Below are 14,765 nucleotides of genomic sequence, written 5' to 3'. Positions count from 1 at the left end.
CCCCGACCGGGGACGGGTGAGAGCTCGGGGAGCCGTCGTCTCGCCGGCCCGCACCTCCTGTCCGCGCAAGACGCGCGCGAGGCCCGGAGGAGCCTGCCCTCATCCCAGCCTCTCGGGTCGTTCATCGGTGAGTGGGACTTGGGGCTCCGCGCTCGTACCCGAGGACGTCGCCATCCATCGCGGCTAGGTTCCCGGTCCGCCATGACCGACTTTCGTGAGCGCATCGCCGCCGCCTATGACACCGAGGCCTTCCGTCGCGAGGGTCGCCAGTTGGTGGACACGCTGGCGGACTATCTGCGACAGGCCGAGCGCGGCGAGGGCCTGCCCGTGTTGCCCTGGGCGGCGCCCGCGGTGAACGTGGACCGCTTCGCCGCCTCCTTCCCGGAGGAGCCCACGGGAGACTTCGCGGAGCTGATGGCGAGCGTGCTCTCCGGTTCCAACCACCTGCACCACCCGCGCTACGTGGGCCACCAGGTGACAGCCCCCGTGCCGCTGGCCGCGCTGTGCGACGCCGTCTCCTCCCTGCTCAACAACGGCATGGCGGTGTACGAGATGGGTCCGGTCTCCACCGCCATGGAGCGCAACGTGCTGCGGTGGATGGCGGCGCGCCTGGGGATGCCGGAGTCCACGGACGGCGTGCTGACCTCGGGCGGCTCGCTCGGCAACCTCACCGCGCTGCTCGCCGCGCGGCAGGCCCGGGCCGGCTACGACGCCTGGAACGACGGCGCGCACGCGGGGCCGCCGCTCGCCGTGCTGGTGCCGACGACCGCGCACTACTGCGTGTCGCGCGCCACGCGGGTCATGGGCTGGGGCTCGGGCGGCGTGGTGCCCGTCCCCGTCGACGGCCGCTTCCGCCTGCGCCCGGAGGCCCTGGGGCCCGCGCTGGAGTCGGCCACGCGCGCGGGGCGCAAGGTCATCGCCGTCGTCGCCAGCGCCGGCTCCACCGCCACCGGCGCGTTCGACCCGCTGGAGCCCGTGGCCGACTTCTGCGAGCGCCACGGCCTGTGGTTCCACGTGGACGCCGCGCATGGCGCCGCCGCCGTGCTCAGCTCCGAGTACCGCCACCAGACACGTGGCATCGACCGCGCGGACTCCGTCGTCTGGGACGCGCACAAGGGCCTGTTGATGCCCGCGCTGGTGACGGCCGTCCTCTTCCGCGACGGCGCGCGCTCCTTCGAGTCCTTCGCCCAGGAGGCCAGCTACCTCTTCGGCAACACCGAGCGGCCCTGGAGCGACGTGGGCCTGCGGACGATGGAGTGCACCAAGGAGATGATGGCCCTCAAGCTCTACACCTGCCTCCGCGTGCTGGGCACGCGCCTGTTCGCGGACGCGGTGACGGAGTCGTACACCCTGGCCCGTCGCTTCGCCGAGCGCCTCTCCGCCGCCCCCGACTTCGACGTGCCGGTGGCCCCCGACTGCAACATCGTCTGCTTCCGCCACACGCCCGCGCACGTCCCGCCCGAGGAGTGGGATGCCCTCCAGGCCCGGCTGCGCGAGCGACTGGTGACACGCGGGGACTTCTACCTGGTGCAGACGAAGCTGCCCACGGGCGTCTACCTGCGCGTCACCCTCATCAACCCCCTCACCACCGACGCGGACCTGGACGCGCTGATGGAGGCGCTCAGGACGGCAGCTCGACGGTGAACTCGCTGCCGACGCCGGGCTCGGAGGCCACCGAGACGACGCCGCCCAGCACCGACACCATCTCCCGCACCAGCGTCAGCCCCAGGCCCACGCCCGGCTTGGACTTGTTCTCCAGGGGCTCCAGGTGCTCGAAGGGCTCGAACACGCGCGACTGCGCGGCGCGGGGGATGCCCGGGCCGGTGTCTCGCACCCGCAGGCGCCAGCCCTGGGGGCGCTCCTCCACCGCGACCGACACGCCGCCCTGCTCGGTGTACTTCACCGCGTTCGTCACCAGGTTGAGCAGCACCATCTGGACGATGCGCGGGTCCGTGCGCGCCACCGCCTTGCCGGGCGGCCGCTCCAGCTCCAGCGCCAGGCCCTTGCGGCGGGCCTCCGCGCGCGCCTCCTCCACCACCTCCTCCACCACCTCGCCCAGGTCCACGGCCTGACGCCGCACCACCAGCCGGCCTTCTTCCAACTGGTTGTACTGGAGCACCATCTCCACCATGTCCCGCAAGCGCACGGTGGAGCGGTGCATCCGGTCGAACATGTCCAGCGCGCGGGGCGGCATCCCTCCCAGCTCCCGCTGGAGCGCATGTTGGGTGAGCTGGAGCACCGACAGCGGCGTGCGCAGCTCGTGCGACACCAGTTGGAGCAGCGTGCTGCGCGACGTGCTGGCGCGCTCGGTGGTCTCCAGCGCCACCTCCAGCTGCCGCTTGCGCATGCCCAGCTCGCGCGCCATCGCCTCCAGGTCCACCGAGCGCGCGGCCAACAGGCCCTGCAGCACCTCGCGCGTGCGCTTCACCACCGCCAGGTTCGTCACCCGCGCCACCAGCTCCTCGGAGACGAAGGGCTTCACCACGTAGTCCTGCGCCCCCGAGCGCAGCAGGTCCACCCGCAGCGCATCATCCGCGCGCGCGGTCAGCAGGAGGATGGGCGTGGACTCGATTCCGGGACGCGAGCGCACCGCGCGCACCAGCTGGTCTCCCCCCATGCGAGGCATCATCAGGTCACTGACGATGACGTCCGGCTGCATCCGCTCCGCCTGGACCAGCCCGTCCACGCCGTCCACCGCGGTGGCCACCTGGAAGTCCTTTGACAGGGTCTCCACCACGAAGCGGCGCATCTCCCGCGTGTCCTCCACCACCAGCACGCGCGGGCGGCTCGAGTCCTCCGCGCGCGTCGACGCCACCACCTCCCGCGCCTCAGGTCGCAGCAGGTCCAGCTCCGCGCGCGCCGCCGCGTGATGCTCCACCCGCGCCTCCACCTCCGGACGCGCCGACAGCTTCGCGCCCGAGGGCGCCATCAGCGGCAGCTCCACCACGAAGCGGGCGCCGCCCCCCGGCCGGTCCTCCACCCAGACGCGCCCCTCGTGCAGCACCACGAAGTCCCGGGCAATGGCCAGGCCCAGCCCCGTGCCCCCCAGGTCCCGCACGGTGGCCTCGTCCCCCTGGCGGAAGCGCTCGAAGATGGCCTCACGCAGCTCCAGCCGCACGCCCGGCCCGGTGTCCTCCACCACCAGCCGGCCTCGCCCCGCCTCCGCGCTCAACGCGACGCGGATGCTGCCTCCCGGGGGCGTGAACTTGGCGGCGTTGGACAAGAGGTTGAGCACCACCCGGTCCACCTTCTCCGAGTCCACCTGCGCCGGCAGCATCGCCGGCAGCTCCAGCGCGAAGTCCAGCCGCCGCTCCGCCGCCAGCCCCTCGAAGTTCTCCGCGCCCAGCCGCACCAGCCTCGCCAGGTCCACCTCCTCGTACTGGAGGCGCATCTTCCCCGCGTCCAGCTTGGCCACGTCCAGGAGCGCGTTCACATGCCGCAGCAGCACCCGCGCGTTGCGGCGCACCACCTCCAAGTCCTTGTGGGCGGACTCGGACAGCTCCCCCTGGTTCAGCAGCCGCTCCACCGGCCCCAGGATGAGCGTCAGCGGCGTGCGCAGCTCATGGCTGACATTGGCGAAGAAGCCGGTGCGCTGCGCCTCGGATGCCTTCAGCCTCGCGTACAGCTCCTCCAGCTCCACGGAGCTCTTCTCCAGACGCACCCGGCGCTCCTCGGACAGCCGCGCCGCCTCCGTGAACTCCACCACCCGCCCGCGCAACGGCACCAGGTACATGCCCGTGGCCACCGACGCCACGGCCGTCACCACCTTGATGCCACCCGCCAGGTAGTAGGCCGAATACCAGACGTTCCACACCTCCATCAGGTGCGTCAGCCCACACGCGGCGATGAAGACGCCAAACGACAGAATCATCCCGCCAAAAGGCAGCCGGCTGCGTCGCACCATCGCATACAGCGTCAGGGAGATGAAGAAGTAGGCGGCGCCGATGAGCGCGTCCGACAAGACATGCATCACCACCAGCTCCTGCTTCCACAGATAGCAGTGGCCGTGAGGCATGTTCCAGGCACCGTAAAGCACGTCCCGCAGACCCGCCCAGGGTCCCTCTTCCGCCAGGGAAGACCGCACCAGGGAAACCGCGCCGCGCACCGCATGTCCGAGCTGGTCGTTCATGGCGTTCCCTTCCACTGTCCGCATGACAGGGGGGCCCCCCATGGCCCTCCCCCCAAGAAAGCATTCCACGCAAAACAGGCACCTCTTGCTACCCCCCCATCTCACACTGGCGCGAGGGGAAAGGGCATTCACCCCGGCTCCACGCGCCGGGTGCTGGACAGTCGCCCTCCCCCCCGAAATGAGGTAGAGGGCTCAACGCCATGCTCGTCTCTCTCGTCATCCCCGTTTACAATGAGATTCCCACACTCGCGGAGCTGCTGCGCCGCTGCATCGCCGTCGACTTTCCGAAGGAGCTTGTCCTGGTGGACGATTGCTCCCGGGACGGAAGTCGGGAACTGCTCCAGCAGCTCGCGGAGCAGGGCGTGGGCGTGTTGGGGGGAACCCCCAAGAACCGCAACGAAGTCCGGGTGCTGTTCCAGGAGCAGAACCAGGGCAAGGGCGCCGCGCTGCGGCGCGGCTTCGCGGAGTCGACGGGGGACATCATCCTCGTTCAGGACGCGGACCTGGAATACGACCCCAAGGACATCCCGAAGGTGATTCAGCCCATCCTGGACGGGGATGCGGACGTCGTCTTCGGCAGTCGCTTCACGGGGACGCCCCGGCGGGTGCTGTACTTCTGGCACACCGTGCTCAACAACATGCTGACCACGCTCTCCAACATGACGAGCGGGCTGAACCTCACGGACATGGAGACCTGTTACAAGGCCTTCCGCGCCGAGGTGCTGCGCTCCGTGGAGGTGGAGGAGAACCGCTTCGGCTTCGAGCCCGAAATCACCGCCAAGGTGGCCCGAGGCAACTGGCGCATCTTCGAGGTGCCCATCAGCTACCACGGGCGCACGTACGAAGAGGGCAAGAAGATTGGCTGGAAGGACGGCGTGCGCGCCCTCTACGTCATCGGCAAGTACGCGCTGAAGCGGTAGGGACGGCGGGACATGGCCGCCGCCCCCACCGGGGCGGTGCTACCCGTGGGCCCGCGTCTCCGGAGCCGGCGGCTCGGGCGGCGGCGCGGCGGGCTCCACACCCATCAAGAGCGCCTTGGCCGCGTCCACCGCCTCGCACGTGCCCGTCAGCGCGAGCACGTCTCCAGCCCGCAGCACCTCCTGCGCGGTGGGCACGGAGAGGCTCTCCTCACCGCGCTGAATCGCGAGCACCGTCGCGCCGGTGAGGCCGCGCAGGTTCACCTGGGCCAACGTCTTGCCCGCCACCGGGCTCTTCTCCTCCAGCCGCACGGACGCCGGCGCGCCCAGGCCCGGCAACAGGCCCTGGACGTGGTCCAGCGCGTGCTCGTCCCCGCCCGGCTCCTTCGAGTGGGACTGCGCCGCCAGCGCCGCGACGATGACCTGTGCTCCGGCGCGCACGTGTCCGTGCAGGTTGGTGGCGCCGCGCCAGAACGCCACACCCAGCGCGCCCACCAGCGTCAGCACGATGAGGGGACCGGTGGCGCCCTTGAGGAAGGGCTGCGTCACCATGACGACGGGGATGCCCACCAGCAGGACGATTCCCACCTGCAGCGTGACGAGCAGCACCCGCCGGGGCGCCGCGGCCAGGTCCAGCTTGCCGTCCTTGCGCGCCGGCAGCGCGGCTTCCGCCAGCGTGGCGCCCAGCCGCCGGGCGATGCCGATGACGCCCAGGATGAACGGCACCGACAGCAGCACCGCGCCGCCGAGGATGACGTTCTTGGACACGTCCTCGTCCAGCCCCGTGCGCGTCTCGACGAAGCCCGCCATGCGCTCGGCCGACATCGTCGTGCCAATCACCAGCGTCACCAGCAGCACGGCGTCCAGCACCAGCAGGCGAATCAGCCGCCGCACGTCCGCGCCCAGCGTCTCGCGCCGGGGCGCCTGCCGCAGCCGCTCCACCCAGGTGCCGTACAGCGTGACGAAGGTCTGCAGCGGCTTGGGCAGCTTGCGGTCCACCCACGTCGCCACCGGCCCCGACACCTTGATGAGCAAGGGCGTGGTGAGCGTGGTGATGGCCGACACGGCCACCGCCACCGGATAGATGAACGAGCCCGTCGCCTTCAACGACAGCCCCAGGCCCGCGATGATGAAGGAGAACTCACCAATCTGCGCCAGGCTCATGCCCGCCTGGACGGACGTGCGCGTGCCGTTGCCGGTGAGGAACGCCCCCAGCGTCACGCTGAGCAGCTTGCCCAGGATGACCACCGCGGTGAGCACGAGGATGGCCGCCCAGTGCTCGACGATGAGCTCCGGGTTGATGAGCATGCCCACCGACACGAAGAAGATGGCCGCGAACATGTCGCGCACCGGCTGCACCAGGTGCTCCACCAGCTTCTCCTCGCCCGACTCCGCCACCAGCGAGCCCGCGAGGAACGCGCCGAGCGCCACCGAGTAGCCGAACGACTGCGCCAGCAGCGCCACCGCGAAGCAGATGCCCACGCTCGTCACGAGCGTCGTCTCCGGCCGGTTCAGCTTGATGACCGCGCGCATGGCCCGGGGGATGATGAACAGGCCCACCGCCACCAGCCCCACCAGGAACGCCACCAGCTTGCCCGTGGTGAGCGTGAGGTCCTTCACGTTCAGGCCCGCGCCCGTGGAGACGGCCGTCAGGGTCGCCATCAACAGCACGGCGATGAGGTCCTCGACGATGAGCACCCCCACCACCAGCTCCCGCAGCTTTCCGCGGATGCCCTGCTCGTCGAACGCCTTGGCGATGATGGTGGTGCTGGAGATGGCGATGAGCGCGCCGGTGAAAAGACTCTCCAGCGTCGTCCACCCGAAGGCCCGCCCCACCACGAAGCCCAGCCACACCATGATGCTGCACTGGATGACGGCGGTGACGCCGGCGGTGAAGCCCACGGAGAACAGCTTGCGCAGGCTGAACTCCAGCCCCAGCGAGAACATCAGCAGGATGACGCCCAGCTCCGACAGCGTCGTGACGACCTCTGGATTGGCCACCAGCGGAATCGGCACGAAGGGCCCCACGACGAGCCCCGCGAGGATGTAGCCCAGCACCACGGGCTGTCGCAGCTTCTGGAAGAGAACAGTCGTCACCGCGGCGACGCACAGGACAATGGCAATGGCCTGGAGGACCTCGTGGGCTCCGTGCATCAGGTCACCTCAAGAATGAAAAACTCGGATGGGAAACGACCCGCCGTCGCTCCGACGAAATCGGAGACAAAGGCCGTCGCGCGTGAAGGAAGGGAAAAGACGTCGTAACGCCGGAAATGAGCGCGGGCTCGAACAAGCGCCGGACGAAGCCGGCACGACGCTCGCGGCTCAGCGGCCCCGGGGAGGACCGCGCAACGGCCGGGTGACGATGGAGGGACGGTCCGCGATATCCCCGCTCGAGGTCGGGGCCGCCGCGGACCGACGTTCTCTCAAGGTGACGCGCGCGACGGCGTGACGCCGCTCACGGCCCCAGCGATGGAGCGCCTGGAGGTCCGGCTCGAAGGAGGCGCGGCCTCGCGCGGAGGACGGCGGGGTGAAGGCGAGGCCGGAGCCGACGTGCAGACCCGAGTCCCAGCCCCCCAGGTCGGTGACGTGGAACTGCGCGCCCCACCGACGTGAAGGCCCTTTCGAGGACTTCGAGCCCTGGCGGACGGAGGTCGCGCCGCTGTCCAGGTAGAAGCTCCGCTCGGAGGCCCACACGGTGGGGCACTCGGCGGCCTCGGCGCGAAAGACCGTGGCCAGCACGAGGCTCACCCCCAAGACGAGCAGCACCGTCCGGAGCGTCTCGCTCCCGGAGCCGGGCATTCGCGATGTCGTGCCGGGGGAGCGCATCACTCGTTCAGGTACTACGCCGGACCTGGGGCCGTAAAGCGCGCCCTGCCTCACGCTCGCCAGTCCGCTGGAGTCAGGCTACTGGCGCGGGACAACTGCTCCACCGGTTGTCGCGCTCGCTGACGCGTGAGGCTGACGCCTTGCTCCAGGCCGACGCGTCACAGACCTGTAGGGCCATGTCCTCCCCCCGCGTGGAGCACCGTCGCGTCGGTGAAGGGGCGCGGGGCCCTTCCGTGTGGAGGGGAGAACGTCCACCCGTGCACATCGACGGCAGGCGTCGATTCGTCGTGGGGCGGGGCCTGCCGGTTGCGAGGATCGGCCCTAACTTGAGGGCGTGCTTTCACGATTCTTGCTCTACGGGTGCACGGGTTGGGTGTTGGAGGTCCTCTTCACCGGGGCTGGCGCGGCCTTGAGCAGGGACCGGAGCGCGACGGCGCGGACCTACCTGTGGATGCACCCCATCTATGGAGGCACGGCGCTGGCGCTGGAGGAGGTCTCCGCGCGGCTCAAGCCCCTGCCTCGGCCCCTGCGGGCGCTGGCCTACACCGCCCTCATCTTCGGCGCGGAGTACGCCACGGGGTGGATGCTGCGCAAGCTGCTCGGCCGCTGCCCGTGGGACTACGCGCCGCACCGGTGGAGCGTGCACGGCCTCATCCGCCTGGACTACGCGCCCGCCTGGTACCTCACCGCGCTGATGTTCGAGCCGGTCCGGGACGGGCTGCTCCACGTCACCAGCGAGGCCCTGCGCCACACCCCCGAGTACCGGGAGGCGGAACAGGCGGGGGAATTGCCCGTGTGCCTGCCAGAAGGCCAGGCGGAGCAGGCCGGCGTGGTGGCCGCGCGCTTCGAGCAGGCCCACTCGGAAGCGGCTCCCTGAGCCCCCGAGCCTCGGGTCTCCAAGTCCGGTGGCCGACTGCCCCCCAGGCGGTTATTGGAGCGCCGCCGGCTTTTCTTCCTCCGTGCCGCGTCGCGTAGTACCTTCGCGACCGCTCTTCCCACGCGCCAGCGGGAAATTCCGCCGACTCTTCGAAAGTTTCCGCCCTCGTATGTTCGACTGGCTTCACACCCTTTTTTCGCGCGACCTCGCCATCGACCTTGGGACGGCGAACACGCTCATCTACATCCGCGGTCAGGGCATCGTGTCCAACGAGCCCTCTGTGGTGGCCGTCCAGCATGACGCGCGCGGGGGCAAGAAGGTCCTCGCGGTGGGCAAGGAAGCCAAGGAGATGCTGGGGCGGACGCCGGGCAACATCGTTGCCATCCGGCCGATGAAGGACGGCGTCATCGCCGACTTCGAAATCACGGCGGCGATGCTGCGCTACTTCATCCAGAGCGCGCACAACCGCAAGACGCTGGTCAATCCTCGCATCATCATCGGCATCCCCTCTGGCATCACCGAGGTGGAGCGCCGCGCGGTGCGTGAGGCGGCGGCGAACGCGGGCGCGCGCGAGGTCTACCTGATTGAGCAGCCCATGGCGGCGGCCATCGGCGCGGGCCTTCCGGTGACGGAGCCCAGCGGGAACATGATTGTGGACATCGGCGGCGGCACGTCCGACGTCGCGGTCATCAGCCTCGCCGGCATCGTGTTCGCCAAGAGCGTGCGCATCGGCGGCGACAAGCTGGACGAAGCCATCATTCAGTACGTGAAGCGCAAGTACAACCTGCTCATCGGTGAGCGCACGGCCGAGCTCATCAAGATGGGCATTGGCACCGCGTACCCGACGGACGAGGTCATGACCATGGAGATCAAGGGTCGCGACCTGGTGGCCGGTGTGCCGCGCACGCTGACGGTGTCCAGTGACGAAGTCCGCGACGCGCTCGCCGAGCCCGTCAACGGCATCGTCGAGGCCGTGAAGCTGACGCTGGAGCGCACGCCGCCGGAGCTGGCGGGTGACATCGCCGACAGGGGCATTGTGCTGGCCGGTGGTGGCGCGCTCCTGAAGAACCTGGACACGCTCTTGCGCGAGGAGACGGGCCTGCCCGTGTTCCTCGCGGAGGACCCGCTCTCCGCCGTCGTGATGGGCGCGGGCAAGGCGCTGGAGTCGCTCGATATCCTCCGGCAGGTCTGCCAGCCGGGCTGAGGCCCGGAAGTCACTTCCCGCCTGCGCCCACGGCGCCGAGCCTTTCACGAGGCCGGCGCCGTTCGTGTGTCTGGGGACGGGTTTGACAGCCATGTGGCGCCTGGATTGTGGTGCACCGCATGAGCTCATTCTCGGTTCGTCACACGCTGTCGGGAGTCCTCGCCGCCACGCTGCTCTTGTCCACGCCCGCCCTCGCCGACTGGGTCGGGGACCTGCGCGTGAAGAGCGCCCCACTGCCCGGACAGAAGGGCGCGCCCCCGGAGACGAAGGGCAAGATGTACGGCCGTCCGGGGATGATGCGCATGGACCTGGCGCCCGCCGAGGTTCCCGGCGGCATGTCCATCATCTTCGACTGGGACAAGCGCACCGGCACCACCCTCTTCCACTCGAGGAAGGCCGCCACCAGCCGCAGTCTCGATGACATGTCGGTGAAGATTCCCGGCACCTGTGTGGGCAAGGACCAGGACTTCGACGCCTGTTTCAAGGAGCAGGGCTTCAAGAAGGTCGGCACCGAGAAGGTCAACGGCCACCCCACCGTCGTCTACGAGGGCGTTCCTCCCGGCGCCGAGGGCAGCATCCAGCGCCAGAAGGTCTGGCGCCCCACCGACCTGCCCGAGGTCGCCTACGTGCGCAGCCAGACCTTCGACAAGCAGGGCAAGGTCCAGGCGGACATCGACGTCACCAACATCCAGATGGGCGCGCAGCCCGCCTCGCTCTTCGCCGTCCCCGCGGGCTACCAGGAGCTGGACGCCGCCAGCGCCGCGCCCCCCATCATGGGGTCCTTCAAGCCCGAGGACCTCCAGGGCAAGACGCCCGAGCAGATTCAGGAAATGATTCGTCAGCGCATGCAGCAGGGTCCTCCGCCCGCGAAGAAGAAGTAACCCCTCGTCACCCCGTGCGGGACGCCGCGCCGCCGCTTCCAGCGCCCAACGCTCGGGCCTGGGGGCGGCGGTGCTTCGCATACAGGTCGTCCCGCCACGCGAGCAGGTCGGGGTACGCGGCGGCGAGTGACTCGTGATGCCAGATTTCGCGCGTCCCCGGCCCGAGCGGCAGCCACGCATCATCCACCGGCCGCGCGAACTGGAGCATGGCGCACGCGGTGATGTCCGCGTAGGTGAAGCCATCCTCCAGGTAGGGCCGTCCACGAAGCTCGGCGCGCAGGTGCTCCAGCGCGGGGATGGCCGTCTGACGAATCGCCGCCTCCGGGTCCGACATGGCCTTGTGCTTGCGTGCGATGAAGCGCGCGCCCAACCGCGCCGTCGGAGCGGACACGCCCCGGAGGAAACCCGGGATGAACGAGGGCAGGCTCTCCGCCTGCGCGCGCGGGTTGTGGAGCAGGCGGCTCACCACGCTGGCGCGGGCGATGCTCAACACCTGGTCACTCACTGCCTCCCAGCGCTGGATGGCGGCCATCGCGTTGGCGGGGAACAAGGCCGAGCCCTGCCCCAGCGCCTCGGCGCGGCGGGCGATGGCGAACGAGCCCGTCGTCGCGACGTCCTCCTCGACGAACAGCGGCACGGAGGGATGCGTGCCTTTCGGAGTGCGCCAGCGCAGGGCCAGCTCACCGATGAGCGGCATGTGCTCACGGTAGCGGTGGTCCACGCGGTGGTGGTCCAGCGCCCAGCGGGCCTTCTCCGTCCACCCCGAGTAGCTCAACCCGTAAAGAGTGCGCATGCGCCGGGACGCTACCGCCACCACGGGCCCCGTGCATACTGGCCCCATGCCTTCAACTCTCCAGCTTCATCTCCGAGACTTGAGCAGCACCCTGGTGGCGGCCTGGCGCCAGGAGTTCGCGGACCTGCCCGGCATCACCATCTCCCACGGCGACATCTTCTCCGAGCGGGAGGGAGTCGTCTCCTCCGAGGCCCCCATCGACGTGCGCGCGGACGCCATCGTCAGCCCCGCCAACAGCTTCGGCTTCATGGATGGAGGCATCGACGCGGTCTACACGTACCAGCTCGGCCCCCAGGTGCAGGAGCAACTGCGGGAGCTGCTCGCCCAGGAGCACGGCGGAGAGTTGCCCGTGGGCTGCGCCGTGATTGTGCCCACCGGTCGCGAGGAGATTCCCTGGTGCATCAGCGCGCCCACCATGCGCGTCCCGTCGGACGTCAGCGACACCGTGAACGCATATCTGGCGCTCCGGGCCTCGCTGCGCGCCGTCCTCGCCCATAACGTCACCGCGAAGAATCCCATCCGCACCGTGCTCTGTCCGGGGCTGGGCACCGCCGTCGGTCGCATGCCACCGGCGCGGTGTGCGAAGCAGATGAAGGAAGCCTGGCTGAGCACCGTGCGAGGACCTCCCTCCATTCCCGTGTCGGTGAGACAGGCCGCCGAGGATGACTGGCGGCTGCGGCAGTAGCGCCTCACCGGCCCTCCACCTCCGCGGCCCCGTGGTACAAGCCGGCCCCGATGAGCCCCGCCAAGAAGACCCTGTCCGCGAGGAAGAAGTCTCCGGCCCAGAAGCCGTCGGTGCCCGAGAAGGCTGTTCCCCGCAAGCCCATGGCCCGGAATGCAACGCCCGATAAGCCCGCTCCCGCGAAGGCCCCGGCCCGGAAGGCAACGTCCAAACCACGGGCTCCCACGCCGAGCCAGGTGGCGACCCCAAAGCCGGCATCCACTCCAGGCGCCTCCGCCACCGCGACGCCGACTGGCGAGCTGCCCCTCGTCTTCTTCGCGAGCATGGATGCCTTCGACACATGGCTCCAGAAGCACGCCGCCACCTCGCGCGGCGCGTGGCTCAAGCTCACCAAGAAGGGCCACAGCCCCGCCTCGCTCACCTATCAGGAGGCGCTGGAGGTCGCGCTGACGTGGGGATGGATTGACGGCCAGAAGGGCCGCTTCGACGACACGGCCTACATCCTGAGGTTCACCCCGCGCGGCCCGCGCAGCATCTGGTCGACCATCAACCGCGACAAGGCGCTCGCCCTCATCGACGCGGGCCGGATGAAGCCTTCGGGGCTGGCCGAAATCGCGAACGCGAAACAGAACGGACGCTGGGAGGCCGCCTACGAATCCCAGAGCAAAATCACCGTGCCCGCCGACCTCGCCGCGGCCCTGGCCGCCAATCCCCGCGCGGAGGCGTTCTTCGCCACCCTCAACTCCGTCAACCGCTACGCGGTGCTCTTCCGCATCCACCACGTGAAGAAGGCCGAGACGCGCGCGCGCAAAATCGCCGAGTACGTCGAGATGCTCGGCAAGCACGAGAAGCTTCACAACTGACGCAGGACGCTCCACCCCCGACATGGTCGAATCCTCCAGCAATCCACCGGTGCTCTCCGTCCGCGAGCTCTGCAAGTCCTACGCGAGCACCGTCGCCGTGGATGGCATCTCCTTCGAGGTCGGCCGCAACGAAATCGTCGGACTGCTCGGCCCCAACGGCGCCGGCAAGACGACGACCATCAACATGGTGCTCGGCGTCCTCGAGCCCACCTCCGGCGCCATCCACATCCAGGGCGTGGACCTCTCCAAACGCCGCTCGCAGGCGCTCGAGTACACCAACTTCGCCGCCGTCTACGCGCCGCTCCCCGGCAACCTCACCGTCGTCCAGAACCTGCGCTACTTCGGCATGATTTACGGCGTGAAGCGCGTCTCCGAGCGAATCGAGGCCCTCCTCCAGGAGTTCGACCTCGCGCGCTTCCGCGACACCAAGTGCGGCGTGTTGTCCTCGGGAGAGCAGACGCGCGTCGCGCTCGCCAAGGCCATGCTCAACCGGCCCCAACTGTTGCTGCTCGACGAGCCCACCGCCTCGCTGGACCCGTCGACGGCGCGTGACATCCGCGCTCGCATCCGCGACTTCACCGCGAAGGGCACCGGCGGCGTGCTGTGGACCTCCCACAACATGTACGAGGTGGAAGAGGTGTGTGACCGCGTCCTCTTCATGTCGCGCGGCAAGGTGCTCCTCCAGGGAGACCCGCGCAAGCTGCCCCAGGAGCACGGCAAGGCGACGCTGGAGGAGCTGTTCATCACCGTGGCCCGCGAGCCCCTCGCCCTGGAGCACGCCTAGCCATGCGCCTGTCCCGCGCCGCCGCCATCGTCCTGCGCCAGTTCTACCTGCTGCGCGGAAGCCCCTCGCGCGTCTTCCCCCTCTTCGTCTGGGTGGCCATCGACATCGTCCTGTGGGGCTTCATCACCCGCTACCTGGGCACCATCACCCGCGAGCCGGGCATGGACCTCCTGCCGGCGCTGCTCGGCGCGGTGCTCCTCTGGGACTTCCTCACCCGGGTGATGCAGGGCGTGACAATGGCGTTCTTCGAGGACGTCTGGTCGCGCAACTTCCTCAACGTCTTCGCCACCCCCATGACCATCGCCGAGTACGTCACCGGGCTGGTGCTCTCCAGCATCGCGACCAGCTCGGTGGGACTCGTCGTCATGATTGTCGTCGCGGGCGCGGTGTTCGGCCTGTCGATGCTCGTCTATGGCGCCATGCTGGTGCCGTTCCTGCTGGTGCTGTTCCTGTTCGGAATCGCGCTCGGCATCGTCGGCACGGCGGTGGTGCTGCGACTGGGCCCTTCCGCGGAGTGGTTCATCTGGCCCATCCCCGCGCTCTTGTCCCCGTTCGTCGGCGTCTTCTACCCGCTGTCCACCCTGCCCTCGTGGATGCAGGCCATCTCCCGGCTCCTGCCCCCGTCGTACGTGTTCGAGGGCATGCGCACCATCGTCGCGGGGGGCTCGGTGTCGTGGACGACGGTGCTGATGGGGGGCGGCCTCGCCATGCTCTACATCCTGCTGGCCGCCCTGTTCTTCACCCGCGTGTTCCGCCACGCCGTGCGCACGGGCCTCATCGCCCGCTACAGCGCGGAGAGCGTGAGCTGA

13 protein-coding genes are annotated in these 14,765 nt (G+C 69.5%); 9 read left to right on the top strand and 4 right to left on the bottom strand.

The window, feature by feature from the left end:
* Positions 1–201 precede the first annotated feature (201 nt).
* Positions 202–1,644 carry an aminotransferase class I/II-fold pyridoxal phosphate-dependent enzyme gene (locus HUA75_RS14285; RefSeq protein WP_174486713.1) on the top strand — a complete coding sequence of 481 codons (1,443 nt, stop codon included), beginning with the start codon at positions 202–204 and terminating at the stop codon, positions 1,642–1,644.
* Here the strand turns inward: HUA75_RS14285 and HUA75_RS14280 are convergent.
* Complete coding sequence (locus HUA75_RS14280) at positions 1,622–4,129, bottom strand: ATP-binding protein (RefSeq protein WP_174486712.1); 2,508 nt, start codon at positions 4,127–4,129, stop codon at positions 1,622–1,624. The two genes, HUA75_RS14285 and HUA75_RS14280, sit on opposite strands and share 23 nt — an antisense overlap.
* A 200-nt stretch (positions 4,130–4,329) precedes the next feature.
* Here HUA75_RS14280 and HUA75_RS14275 point away from each other — a divergent pair, with 200 nt between their 5' ends.
* Positions 4,330–5,049: a glycosyltransferase family 2 protein gene (locus HUA75_RS14275; protein ID WP_141641343.1), complete on the top strand. Its 720-nt coding sequence runs from the start codon at positions 4,330–4,332 to the stop codon at positions 5,047–5,049.
* 39 nt (positions 5,050–5,088) lie between these two features.
* On the opposite strand, the gene HUA75_RS14270 is transcribed toward HUA75_RS14275, so the two are convergent.
* Together HUA75_RS14270 and HUA75_RS14265 are read right to left on the bottom strand one after the other, a co-directional pair.
* Positions 5,089–7,200, bottom strand: coding sequence for a cation:proton antiporter (locus tag HUA75_RS14270; RefSeq protein WP_141641344.1), 2,112 nt, complete (start codon positions 7,198–7,200; stop codon positions 5,089–5,091).
* A gap of 168 nt (positions 7,201–7,368) precedes the next feature.
* Positions 7,369–7,845: a hypothetical protein gene (locus HUA75_RS14265; protein ID WP_174486711.1), complete on the bottom strand. Its 477-nt coding sequence runs from the start codon at positions 7,843–7,845 to the stop codon at positions 7,369–7,371.
* Between the two features lie 361 nt (positions 7,846–8,206).
* On the opposite strand from HUA75_RS14265, the gene HUA75_RS14260 reads away from it, so the two are divergent.
* The 3 genes from HUA75_RS14260 to HUA75_RS14250 all read left to right on the top strand — a co-directional run bounded on the left by HUA75_RS14260 (position 8,207) and on the right by HUA75_RS14250 (position 10,834).
* Complete coding sequence (locus HUA75_RS14260) at positions 8,207–8,749, top strand: hypothetical protein (protein WP_141641346.1); 543 nt, start codon at positions 8,207–8,209, stop codon at positions 8,747–8,749.
* A 169-nt stretch (positions 8,750–8,918) separates the two neighbouring features.
* The gene (locus HUA75_RS14255; RefSeq protein ID WP_141641347.1) at positions 8,919–9,953 is read left to right on the top strand and encodes a rod shape-determining protein; all 1,035 of its coding nucleotides are present in this window, start codon (positions 8,919–8,921) and stop codon (positions 9,951–9,953) included.
* A gap of 119 nt (positions 9,954–10,072) precedes the next feature.
* The gene (locus HUA75_RS14250; RefSeq protein ID WP_141641348.1) at positions 10,073–10,834 is read left to right on the top strand and encodes a hypothetical protein; all 762 of its coding nucleotides are present in this window, start codon (positions 10,073–10,075) and stop codon (positions 10,832–10,834) included.
* A 7-nt stretch (positions 10,835–10,841) separates the two neighbouring features.
* Here HUA75_RS14250 and HUA75_RS14245 read toward each other — a convergent pair whose 3' ends face one another.
* Complete coding sequence (locus tag HUA75_RS14245) at positions 10,842–11,627, bottom strand: glutathione S-transferase family protein (protein WP_174486710.1); 786 nt, start codon at positions 11,625–11,627, stop codon at positions 10,842–10,844.
* Between the two features lie 46 nt (positions 11,628–11,673).
* Here HUA75_RS14245 and HUA75_RS14240 point away from each other — a divergent pair, with 46 nt between their 5' ends.
* Genes HUA75_RS14240 through HUA75_RS14225 form a run of 4 tightly spaced genes read left to right on the top strand, consistent with a single transcriptional unit; the run spans position 11,674 to position 14,765 of the window.
* A complete protein-coding gene (locus tag HUA75_RS14240; RefSeq protein WP_174486709.1) occupies positions 11,674–12,312 on the top strand; it encodes a macro domain-containing protein in 639 nt (212 codons plus the stop codon).
* A gap of 50 nt (positions 12,313–12,362) precedes the next feature.
* Positions 12,363–13,172, top strand: coding sequence for a YdeI family protein (locus HUA75_RS14235; protein ID WP_254627568.1), 810 nt, complete (start codon positions 12,363–12,365; stop codon positions 13,170–13,172).
* 22 nt (positions 13,173–13,194) lie between these two features.
* Positions 13,195–13,956: an ABC transporter ATP-binding protein gene (locus tag HUA75_RS14230; protein ID WP_174486708.1), complete on the top strand. Its 762-nt coding sequence runs from the start codon at positions 13,195–13,197 to the stop codon at positions 13,954–13,956.
* Positions 13,957–13,958: 2 nt separating this feature from the next.
* A complete protein-coding gene (locus HUA75_RS14225; protein ID WP_174454045.1) occupies positions 13,959–14,765 on the top strand; it encodes an ABC transporter permease in 807 nt (268 codons plus the stop codon).

The sequence above is a fragment of the Myxococcus sp. CA040A genome (genome assembly GCF_013336725.1).
Lineage (GTDB): Bacteria > Myxococcota > Myxococcia > Myxococcales > Myxococcaceae > Myxococcus > Myxococcus llanfairpwllgwyngyllgogerychwyrndrobwllllantysiliogogogochensis.
The sequence above is the reverse complement of the archived record's forward strand: the minus strand, read 5'-3'. Positions and strand labels throughout refer to the sequence as shown.

Excerpts from the sequence above, each read along its gene's own strand:
- HUA75_RS14225 (WP_174454045.1), top strand. The coding sequence starts at position 13,959 with ATGCGCCTGTCCCGCGCCGCCGCCATCGTCCTGCGCCAGTTCTACCTG.
- HUA75_RS14240 (WP_174486709.1), top strand. The coding sequence starts at position 11,674 with ATGCCTTCAACTCTCCAGCTTCATCTCCGAGACTTGAGCAGCACCCTG.
- HUA75_RS14235 (WP_254627568.1), top strand. The coding sequence starts at position 12,363 with ATGAGCCCCGCCAAGAAGACCCTGTCCGCGAGGAAGAAGTCTCCGGCC.
- HUA75_RS14270 (WP_141641344.1), bottom strand. The coding sequence starts at position 7,200 with ATGCACGGAGCCCACGAGGTCCTCCAGGCCATTGCCATTGTCCTGTGC.
- HUA75_RS14285 (WP_174486713.1), top strand. The coding sequence starts at position 202 with ATGACCGACTTTCGTGAGCGCATCGCCGCCGCCTATGACACCGAGGCC.
- HUA75_RS14265 (WP_174486711.1), bottom strand. The coding sequence starts at position 7,845 with ATGCCCGGCTCCGGGAGCGAGACGCTCCGGACGGTGCTGCTCGTCTTG.
- HUA75_RS14280 (WP_174486712.1), bottom strand. The coding sequence starts at position 4,129 with ATGAACGACCAGCTCGGACATGCGGTGCGCGGCGCGGTTTCCCTGGTG.
- HUA75_RS14250 (WP_141641348.1), top strand. The coding sequence starts at position 10,073 with ATGAGCTCATTCTCGGTTCGTCACACGCTGTCGGGAGTCCTCGCCGCC.
- HUA75_RS14275 (WP_141641343.1), top strand. The coding sequence starts at position 4,330 with ATGCTCGTCTCTCTCGTCATCCCCGTTTACAATGAGATTCCCACACTC.
- HUA75_RS14230 (WP_174486708.1), top strand. The coding sequence starts at position 13,195 with ATGGTCGAATCCTCCAGCAATCCACCGGTGCTCTCCGTCCGCGAGCTC.
- HUA75_RS14255 (WP_141641347.1), top strand. The coding sequence starts at position 8,919 with ATGTTCGACTGGCTTCACACCCTTTTTTCGCGCGACCTCGCCATCGAC.
- HUA75_RS14245 (WP_174486710.1), bottom strand. The coding sequence starts at position 11,627 with ATGCGCACTCTTTACGGGTTGAGCTACTCGGGGTGGACGGAGAAGGCC.